Here is a 9,867-nt window from a genome sequence, read left to right as displayed (position 1 = left end):
CCAGGATCAAACTCTCAATCCAAACAGTTTATCCTGACTTCGTGGTCGTCAAGACTCACGGGCTTGGTGGTCTTGTGTGTTTAGTTTTCAAGGAGCGACCCCGCAGTATCCCGCGGCTTTCGCGCCGCCTCGCGGGCGGCGAGAATGATACTATCACCCCTGCCCCCTGCCTGTCAAGGGGGATCGCAATCCAAACGATACCCCAAGCGCTCACCGTTTATACGCACCGTCGGATTAGGCTCGCGCCCTCACGGAGAAGTGACAACAGCCGTACTCTAAGCACAGCCCCGGCAGGCGCCATTACCGGGATACAGCCTTGTCTCTCGCGCCTGCTGGGACTGTGTTGTCGCCCAGCATTCACCACACCTCGATGCCGGAAAAATCCCCTTCCGCAAAAGCTTGCAACCATGCCCGGTCTTGATCGGTCAACTGTGCATGACGAAGAAGATCCGGGCGGTACTTCCACGTGCGGTATAACGCATGCTTTCTGCGCCAAATTTCAATATTCAGATGGTGCCCCGACAACAGTGTCTCCGGCACCCGCATGCCCCGAAACTCCGCCGGACGCGTGAACTGTGGGTACTCCAGCAATCCGGACGTGTGCGATTCATCCTCAGCCGAAGCGGAATTGCCGAGGACTCCCGGAAGCAGGCGCGCGACGGCGTCAATCACGGCCATCGCCGCGATCTCGCCCCCCGTCAGCACGAAATCTCCCAGCGAAAGTTCCTCGGTGGCCAACCCCTGACGGACGCGATCGTCAAATCCCTCGTAATGACCGCACAACAGAATCAGGCGTCGGCTCTTCGCGTATTCCTCCGCGATAGCCTGCGTGAAGCGGCGTCCAGAAGGACTGAGCAAAATCACCCGTTCTTCCGGAGGGCTCCCTTCGCCCACGCGAGTGCGCAGATCGTCCATCGCCGCGAAGATCGGATCCGGCTTCAGCAACATGCCAGCTCCTCCGCCGTACGGCGCATCGTCCACCGTGCGATGCCGATCCGTCGCGTACTCGCGGAAATCGATGAGCTCCACTTCAAGCGCGCCGGACTCTTGAGCCCGCTTCAGCATGCTCTCGCCCAAAACCCCGGTGAACATCCCAGGAAAGAGGGTCATGACGACGACATGAAGCGGCACCTTCACTCGTCCTCCTCGCCGTCCCGAAGACCAGGCAGAAGATGAACGGTCATACGGCGCGCCTCAAGGTCCACGGACAAGATGACATCTCGGATGGCAGGGAGCAAGAGATCGGGTTCCCCGGGCTTTCGCACGACGTATACGTCATTGGCGCCTGGTGTCCACACTTCCGCGAGCACGCCGAGGTGTTCACCTTGATCCGAGACGACTTCCAGCCCGACGAGCTGATGATAGTAATAAGCGCCCTCAGGGAGCGGGTGGAGCATATCCTCGGGAACGCACAATTCATAGCCGCGCCAAGACTCCACGTCCGAAATGGCGTCGTAACCCTTAAATCCGACAATCCAGAGGTTTTGATGCTGTCGTCCGCTTCGCACCTCGAGCTGCGCCACGGGCTCCGATCCGGGCGGCCGCAGCCACAGCCGCGATCCTGGTGCAAACCGCTCCTCAGGAAAGTCCGTGCGCGGATAGACCCGAACCTCTCCGCGAAGGCCGTGCGGCTTCGTCACCACACCCACGGTGTAATACGCCGTCACCCTTCGATCCGCTGCCCATTCTGGCGGAGTTCGACGACAATCCCGTCCTTCACGATAATCTCCGCCCCGAGCAACACCTTGGTCCAATCGTCGCCCGGCTTGACATCGACCACCGTTTCGACCGTCATGTTCTGAATCTCCGTGCCGAGCTCCAGCTGTTGGATCTGTTGCATCTGCCGGAACAACTCCTCCCGCCGTTGCTCGCGGACCCGGCGCTCGTTCTCGAGCTGCTGCCGAACTTGCTGGGCGATCTCGCCCCCTTGTGCCATGGCTTGCTCGATGGCGATTTTCCCCTGCTGCTCCAATTGCTCGAGCTCATTCTGAATTTGGTCAATTTGCCGACGCTGCTCAGCGATAATCTGCTGCTTGGCGGTCTCTGTCAAAATGAATTTCACGGCTACCGGCTGTCGAATTTTCATTGCGATCTCCCCGCATCCTCTTTGAAACTGCTTTCCTCTGATCCTCCGATGAGGACGTGAACGCGCCGGCCCTGCCGGTGCGCGGCCGCGCCCACCACGCTGCGCACGGCGTTGGCGATGCGGCCCTGTCGCCCGATCACGCGCCCCACGTCGTCCGGGTGCACCGTCACCCGGTACGTGGTGAGATCTCCCTCCTGGCGCGCTTCGACGCGCACATCGTCCGGGCGCGTCACCAACGACCGAAACAAAAACTCCACCAAATCCTGCACGGACCGATCACTCCGAAGGGCGGCACTGGGCCGCCCGCAGATTACTTCTTCTGAAATTTCTCCTCGTGAAACTTCTTCAGAATGCCCTGCAGATGGAACAAATAGCGGACGCGATCGGACGGCTGCGCCCCCGTGCGAAGCCAGTGAAGCGCACGCTCTTCGTCAATCCGGATTTCTGCCGGATCGGTCAGCGGATTGTAAGTGCCGATCTCCTCGACAAACCGGCCGTCGCGCGGCGAACGCGCCTCGGCCACCACGACGCGGTAGAACGGGCGCTTCTTGGCTCCCATCCGCTTCAGACGAATCCTCAATGCCATGATTCATCGACCTCCCAAATCCTTGATCACTTTTTCTTTTTCTTGCGATGCACGCGTTCGCGAGGCGGTCCGGCTTCCGCGCCGCCGAGATGAGGCAGACCCGCACCGCCTGTCAACCCCGGCACGCCGCCCATGGCGCGAAGGGCGTTCATCGCCTGCCGGCGGCCCACGCGCTTGCCTCCGCCGGTGAGATGCTTCATCATCTCGCGCACTTGCTCAAACTGATTGACCAATTGATTCACGTCGCGGACCGTCGTCCCACTGCCGTTCGCGATGCGGCGCCGGCGGCTCGCGTTCAAGATCCCGGGATCCCTGCGTTCCTCTGGCGTCATGGAGGAAATGATGGCCTCCAACCGCCGAAAGCGCCGATCATTCAGATCGAGGTTTTCCAGCCCCTTGACCCGGTTCATACCGGGCAACATCTTCAGAATCTGATCGAGCGGCCCCAAGTTGCGAACCTGCCGAAACATCTCCTGGAAGTCGTCGAGCGTGAAGTTCGCGGACCGCATCCGCGCCTCCATCTCCTTCGCTTTTTCCAGGTCGATCCGCTCCTGCGCCCGCTCGATCAGGCTCAGCACGTCGCCCATGCCCAGGATGCGCGAGGCCATGCGCTCCGGATGAAACGGCTCCAGCGGCTCGATCTTCTCGCCCACGCCGACGAACTTGATGGGACAGCCCGTGGCAGCCCGCACCGTCAGCGCAGCGCCGCCGCGGGCGTCGCCGTCCAGCTTGGTGAGGATGACGCCCGTGACCTCCAGCCGCTGATGGAACGCCTCCGCCACGTGGACCGCATCTTGACCGGTCATCGCATCGACGACCAGCAAGATCTCGTGCGGCTCGAGCACCTGCTTCATCGACTCCAACTCGGCCATGAGAGCCTCGTCGATGTGCAGACGACCGGCGGTATCCACGATGACCACGTCCGCACCCCGGCGCTCCGCGTCGCGAAGCCCCTCCCGGGCGATCTCGACAGCGGACGCCCCGTCCAACGAGAAGACCGGCACATCGATCTGGCCGCCAAGCACGCGCAGCTGGTCGACTGCCGCGGGCCGGTACACGTCCGCAGCCACGAGCAACGGGCGATGGCTCTGTTGACGGAACGAGAGGGCGAGCTTCGCCGCCGTGGTCGTCTTGCCCGCGCCTTGCAGGCCGACGAGCATCACGACCGTCGGAGGCTTAGGGGCCATGCGGATGCGAGCCTGCGATCCGCCCATGAGCTCCGTCAATTCCTCATAGACGATCTTCACGACCTGCTGGCCCGGCGTCAGGCTCTTCAGAACGTCCTGGCCGACCGCCCGGACGCGCACGCGTTCCACAAAATCGCGGACGACCTTGACGTTGACATCGGCGGCGAGGAGCGCGCGGCGAATTTCCCGCATCGCTTCATCGACGTCCGCCTCGGTCAACCGACCTCTGCCGCGCAGACGCTGAAACACGGCCTGCAGGTTATTCGACAGGCTTTCGAACATCCGCATCACCTCCCAGCAGGATGGACAGTGTGGCGCCCATCGCGCGCATCGCTTCATCCATGCGCCGCTTGACTTCTTCGGGCACATAGACGGCTGCCTCTTGCCATGCCGACAACATCTGCTCCCAGGCTTTCCGCTCCGCCCGCGCCAATTCCCGCAGGTGAAGCGCGGCTTCATAGGATTCGAGTTGATCCTCGACGCGCCGCAACTGATCATGAACCGCCTGCCGGCTGATGGACAAGATCTCGGCGATCTCGCCGAGGGACATATCCTCGAAGTGGTACAGCTCGACAATCTGCCGCTGGCGCTCCGTGAGAAGCGGTTCATAAAAGGCGTACAGATCGCCCACGCGCGTGACGTCTCTCATACTATCCGGGTTTTCAACCACTGTCAAGCAAATCTCCTTTACACCCGTGTCTCAGGGCGGCAGATGGCCTCCGCAAACATCCGCGGGTCGAAGGGCTGCAGGTCATCCATGCCCTCGCCTAGCCCAATCCACTTCACCGGAATCCCTTCCTCCCGGACAATGGGAAACACGATGCCGCCCTTCGCAGTCCCGTCCAGCTTCGTGACCACGATGCCCGTCACCTGGACCACTTCTTTGAACACGCGCGCCTGCACGAGACCGTTCTGCCCGGTGGTGCCGTCGATCACGAGGAGCACTTCGTGCGGCGCGCCGGGCAGCTCCCGCTCCGCCACTTTGCGGATCTTGGCGAGTTCGTTCATCAGATGGGTCTTGTTCTGCAGCCGACCCGCCGTATCGCAGATGACGAGATCGCACCGCCGCGCCTTCGCGGCCTGGATGGCGTCGTAGACCACCGCGGCCGGGTCGGACCCCTGCGCCTGGCGCACCACGTCGACGCCCACCCGCTCCCCCCACACCATGAGCTGCTCAATGGCCGCGGCTCGGAACGTGTCGGCCGCCGCAAGAATGACGCGCTTGCCCTGCGCTTTGTAAGCGTGCGCCAGTTTGCCGATGGTGGTGGTCTTTCCGGCGCCGTTGACGCCGACGACGAGCACCACCGTCGGCCCGTCCGGATTCTCCGCCATCTCCGCGGGCGGGCCCAAAAACTCCACCATGACGTCGACCATCACGTCCGGCAGGTCTTCCGCCCGCTCGATACGCCGCTTGCGCGCCTCGCGGCGAATGGCCTCCACGAGCGCGGCCGCGGTATCCACGCCGACGTCGGACAGGATGAGCGTCTCCTCCATCTCGTCAAACACCGAGTCGTCCAGTTTCCGGCCGCGAAACACCGACAACAGCCTGTCGGCCATGGCAGCCCGCGACTTTTCAAGCCCTTTGCGGAATCGATCGAAAAGCCCCAACGCCCTATCTCCCTTCGCAAAGCCTCGACCGGGCTACGCCGTTTCGTAATCCATCTCGTCGCTCAACCGGACGCTCACGAGCGACGATACGCCCCGCTCCGGCATCGTCACGCCGTACAGCGCGTCCGCCTCTTCCATCGTGCCGCGCCGATGCGTGATGACGATAAACTGCGTATCCGCGGCCAGCAATCGCAGCTCGTGCGCGAAGCGCGCCACGTTCGCCTCGTCGAGCGCCGCTTCGACCTCATCCAGCACGCAGAACGGCACGGGCCGCACGCGCAAAATCGCGAACAGGAGCGCCATCGCGGTCAGCGCGCGCTCGCCACCCGAGAGCAGGTTGAGGTTTTGCAGCTTCTTGCCAGGAGGCTTGGCCACCACTTCGATGCCCGTCGTCAGGGGGTCCGCCGGATCGGTCAGCACGAGATCCGCCTCGCCGCCTTGGAATAGGCTGTGAAACGCCTTGCCAAACTCCACTCGGATCTGCTGAAACGTCTCCATGAAACGAGCGGCCATCTCTCGGTCGATCTCGTCGATCAGCTGTTCCAGTTGCTGGCGGGCTGTGACGAGATCGTCCCGCTGTTCCGTGAGAAACCGGACGCGCTCGGACAGCCGCTCGTGCTCTTCGATGGCCCCGAGATTCACGTCGCCCAGCGCCGCGCGCTCGCGCCGCAGCGCTTCCAACCGGCGCTCCGTCTCCGCCACGGTACCCCGAAGCGGATACCGGTCCTTGGCCCACTCATACGTCATGCCGAACTGTTCGCCCATCTTCGCGAGGGCATGGGACAAATCGGCGTCGGCGCGCTCCACGGCGACGAGCGCGCGCTGCAACACGGCCTCCTGTTCCTCCACGGCGCGCCGTTTCCGCCGCACGTCCTCCTCGAGATCGCGAACCTCGGCCTCCAGCTCGTTGCGCGCCTGTCGAGCCGCTTCCAGCGCTTGTTCGAGCGTATCCAGTTCTTCGGCGAGCCGCAAGGCCTGCGCTCGCTCCGCTTCCCGCGCGGCCACAAGGCGCGCCGCCTCGGCCTCGTCGCGAGCTTCCTCTTTGGCCATCTCCGCCTGAGCCCGCTCGAGCCGCGACTTGCGCTCGCGCAACTCCGCCATTCGATGAGCTAGATTCTCCCGTTCCTGCTCGAGCGTCGCCACTTCAATGCGGAGCCCCGTCAGCCGCTCCTTCGCCTCCGCGAGCTCCGATTCTAGAGCTGCCAGACGCTCCCGCCGCTCCGCGATGGCGCCCGTGAGCCGCGAAACCTCGGCCTCCGCCTCCGCCAATTGATGCCGCACCTCTTCCCTTCGGCGCTCAAGCTGCGAGCGATCCGCCGCTAAGGTCTCTCGCTCCCACTCCAGCGCCTCGAGCCGCTCGGCCAACGTCTTTAAGGCGTAGTCCGCCTGGCGATCCTCGTTTTCATACTGCTTCAACTGAGCCAGGCGCACCGCGCGATCTTCCTCCATCGCCTGGCGCTCACGCCCCAGTTCGACGACGCGCTGGCGGAGCTCCTGCTGGAGGGCGGTCAACCGCTCTCGCTCGGCCTCAAGTGCCTTCAGCTTGTTCTCCAAATCCTCCCGCTCTCGCTGACGCCCAAGGAGCCCGGGACCCTTTCGGTTGACGTGACCGCCGGTCATCAGGCCGCCTGGCGCAATGACGTCGCCTTCCAGCGTGACGATGCGGAATCGATGCTGGAGCGTCCGGGCGATCCGGCTGGCGCACTCCAGGTTCTGCGCAATCACCACGTTGCCGAGCAGGTGTTCTACGGCTTGGCGGAAGCGATCGTCAAAGGAGACGAGATCGCTTGCCAGCCCGAGGAAACCCGGTTCCGCGGACACGCGCGACAACACGCCGGCCTCGATGCGCCGCGATTTCACCACGTCGAGCGGCATAAAGGTCGCCCGGCCGCCCTGGCGCGCCTTCAGCAGGCGAATCGCGTCCATCGCGTCCTGTTCCGTCTCCACGATCACGTTCTGCAGCGCGCCGCCGAGCGCTGTCTCCACGGCGAGTTCGTATCTGCGCTCCACCCGGATGAGCTCGGCGACCGATCCACACACGCCTTTCAGCGCACCTCGCTTGGCCTGCTGAAGCACCATCCGCACGCCGTGCGCGTATCCGTCGTAGCCCGCCTCGAGATCGCGCAAGAGCTCGAGGCGGCTCGACAGGCCCTGCATATCGGCCTGGAGCCGGTGCCACGCGGTCACGGCCTCCGCTTCTTCCGACGCCGCCTGTTCGCGCTGTGCCTCCACGGCGGCCAGCTTCAGCTCGAGTTCCTTCAGTCCGCGGCGGATTTCCTCCGCTCGATTCGCGCGTTCGCGTTTGTCCGCCTCGATGCGATCCCGCTCGGCCCGAATGCGAGCCGCCTCCTCTTCGAATCGCTCGTGGCGCAGCGCATCCGCTCGGCCCTTCTCTTCGAGCGTCTTCCATTCGTTTCGAAGCGTCGCCGCCCGGTGATTGGCGTCGATGAGCTCGCCGCTCAACCGGTCGATCTCGTCCGCAAGTTCAAGCCGCCTCGCATCGTCGGCCCGCTCGCGCGCGTCGGCCAGCCGCTGCTGCCGCTCTCCGAGCGCCGCCGCGGCCTCCGCCTCGGCCTGGGCAACCGCCTGCATGGCGGCATCGATCTCGGCGAGATCGCGCGCCAACTCCTCCTTGCGCCGGTGCCGGTCTTCCGCTCGCTGCGCGAGAGCCGCGATCTTCTCCTCCGCGAGCGCCAGCGACCCATGGGCCTTCTGCCGGGCCTCCACGACTTCCACGTACCCCTGCTGCAGGGATTCCAGCCGAGCCACCGCTTCGTTCAGCGCCTGACGCCGCGCCTTCCAGGCCTCGTCGGCGAGGCGCAACCGCTCGTGCGCCTCGTTGCGGGCCGCCTCTTCCCGGCTCACCTGGCGCTTGAGCTGTTCGAACCGCTCGTGCAGCCGGTCGATCTCGACCACCAGAAGCGAGATCTCCGTCTCCTCGATTTCGTCCGACAGCGCCTGGTAACGCTCCGCGATCCGCCGCGCCTCCGCAAGCGGCCCAAGCTGAGCCTCGAGTTCCGCCAGAATGTCGTCGACGCGCACCAGGTTCGCGGCCGTCTCCTCCAGCTTGCGCTCGGCCTCCTTGCGCCGATGCTTGAACTTCACGATCCCGGCCGCGTCCTCGAACGGCCCGCGGCGATCCTCGGGCCGCGTGGACAGCATTTCCTCAATTTTCCCTTGCCCAATGATGGAATACGCCTCTCGGCCGAGCCCCGTGTCCATGAACAGTTCGTGAATATCCTTCAGCCGACATGGCTGGCGGTTGATCCAATATTCGCTTTCGCCCGAGCGGAATGCCCGCCGCGTGATGGTCACCTCTTCGAACGTCACGGGAAGATGATGATCGGTGTTGTCCAGCGTGATGGACACTTCGCACAGGTTGGTGGCCTTGCGCAATTCACTGCCGGCAAAGATCACGTCCTCCATCTTGCTGCCGCGCAGGTTCCGGACGCTCTGTTCGCCCAAGACCCAACGGAGCGCGTCCGCGATATTGCTCTTGCCGCTCCCGTTGGGACCGACAATGGCCGTGATGCCCGGAGACAGAACGATCTGGGTTTTGTCGGCGAACGACTTGAACCCAAGGATGTCAATCTGTTTGAGGTACACCGCTCACACGCTCCTCCGAGCGTTCTTCGGACAGCGAGGCCAGGGCCATCGCCGCGGCCTGCTGCTCCGCCTCCTTCTTGGAACGGCCAATCCCCACGCCGCGGACCTCGCCGCCCAACTCCACCTGGACGACGAACTCACGAGCGTGCGCCGGCCCGCGCTCCTCCACAATCACGTAGCGGACCGGCGTCTGGTGGCGCTGTTGCACCAGCTCCTGCAGGGCCGTCTTGTAGTCGAGCCCGGCGGAGACGTCCGGGAGATACGGCACGATGTGGGTATGAACGAACTGCCGGACGGCCTCCAGGCCCTGATCCAGATACAGCGCTCCGAGAAACGCCTCGAACACGTCGGCCAGGAGTGCTGGACGGGATCGACCGCCGCTTCGCTCTTCGCCCCGCCCGAGGCGGATATACTGGTCAAACGATAAGCGCTTGGCAAACCGGACCAACGACGCCTCGCAGACGATCGCGGCGCGCATGCGCGTCAACTCGCCTTCCGGCATCTTCGGATACGTGCGGTATAGAAAGTCGCTCACCACGAGCTCGAGAACGGCGTCGCCCAAAAATTCGAGGCGCTCGTTGTCCTCGACGTGCAGTTTGCGATGCTCGTTGCGGTACGAGGCGTGCGTGAAAGCCTGTTTGAGCAGGTTGAGATCGTTGAATTGAAGATTCAGCAATCCTTGCAACTCAAGCCACTTGCTCTGCAAACCTTTCCTCTCCCCCTTGGGGGCTTTGAGGCGCCGTCTCCCAGGGAGGCGGCCCCTCAAAACCCTCATGGTAAAAAGCCCCCGGGCA

General features: G+C 63.9%; 10 protein-coding genes. All 10 read right to left on the bottom strand.

The features are described 5' to 3' along the window. Positions 1–357: 357 nt before the first annotated feature. Genes trmD through rnc form a run of 10 tightly spaced genes read right to left on the bottom strand, consistent with a single transcriptional unit; the run spans position 358 to position 9,779 of the window. Positions 358–1,110 carry a tRNA (guanosine(37)-N1)-methyltransferase TrmD gene (gene trmD, locus J3481_RS07160; RefSeq protein ID WP_206831259.1) on the bottom strand — a complete coding sequence of 251 codons (753 nt, stop codon included), beginning with the start codon at positions 1,108–1,110 and terminating at the stop codon, positions 358–360. A 23-nt stretch (positions 1,111–1,133) separates the two neighbouring features. After that, positions 1,134–1,667 (bottom strand): ribosome maturation factor RimM, encoded by a 534-nt coding sequence (rimM, locus tag J3481_RS07155; RefSeq protein WP_206831175.1) that lies wholly within the window; start codon positions 1,665–1,667, stop codon positions 1,134–1,136. After that, entirely contained in the window at positions 1,664–2,086 is a 423-nt protein-coding gene (locus tag J3481_RS07150; RefSeq protein ID WP_012810710.1) for a YlqD family protein, read from the bottom strand. Before J3481_RS07150 ends, rimM begins: the two co-directional genes overlap by 4 nt. Next, entirely contained in the window at positions 2,083–2,355 is a 273-nt protein-coding gene (locus J3481_RS07145; protein ID WP_206831176.1) for a KH domain-containing protein, read from the bottom strand. Before J3481_RS07145 ends, J3481_RS07150 begins: the two co-directional genes overlap by 4 nt. Positions 2,356–2,396: 41 nt before the next feature. Beyond that, on the bottom strand, positions 2,397–2,672 hold the full coding sequence (gene rpsP / locus J3481_RS07140) for a 30S ribosomal protein S16 (RefSeq protein ID WP_012810708.1): 276 nt from the start codon (positions 2,670–2,672) through the stop codon (positions 2,397–2,399). Between the two features lie 26 nt (positions 2,673–2,698). Further along, positions 2,699–4,141, bottom strand: a complete 1,443-nt coding sequence (ffh, locus tag J3481_RS07135) for a signal recognition particle protein (RefSeq protein WP_206831177.1) — start codon at positions 4,139–4,141, stop codon at positions 2,699–2,701. Further along, positions 4,119–4,529, bottom strand: a complete 411-nt coding sequence (ylxM, locus tag J3481_RS07130) for a YlxM family DNA-binding protein (protein ID WP_328702061.1) — start codon at positions 4,527–4,529, stop codon at positions 4,119–4,121. Before ylxM ends, ffh begins: the two co-directional genes overlap by 23 nt. 17 nt (positions 4,530–4,546) lie before the next feature. Next, complete coding sequence (ftsY, locus tag J3481_RS07125; RefSeq protein WP_206831178.1) at positions 4,547–5,467, bottom strand: signal recognition particle-docking protein FtsY; 921 nt, start codon at positions 5,465–5,467, stop codon at positions 4,547–4,549. A gap of 33 nt (positions 5,468–5,500) precedes the next feature. After that, complete coding sequence (smc, locus tag J3481_RS07120; RefSeq protein ID WP_206831179.1) at positions 5,501–9,073, bottom strand: chromosome segregation protein SMC; 3,573 nt, start codon at positions 9,071–9,073, stop codon at positions 5,501–5,503. After that, a complete protein-coding gene (gene rnc, locus J3481_RS07115; RefSeq protein ID WP_206831180.1) occupies positions 9,054–9,779 on the bottom strand; it encodes a ribonuclease III in 726 nt (241 codons plus the stop codon). Before rnc ends, smc begins: the two co-directional genes overlap by 20 nt. Positions 9,780–9,867: the final 88 nt, after the last annotated feature.

It is taken from the genome of Alicyclobacillus fructus (assembly GCF_017329605.1).
Taxonomy (GTDB): Bacteria; Bacillota; Bacilli; order Alicyclobacillales; family Alicyclobacillaceae; genus Alicyclobacillus; species Alicyclobacillus fructus.
The sequence above is the reverse complement of the archived record's forward strand: the minus strand, read 5'-3'. Positions and strand labels throughout refer to the sequence as shown.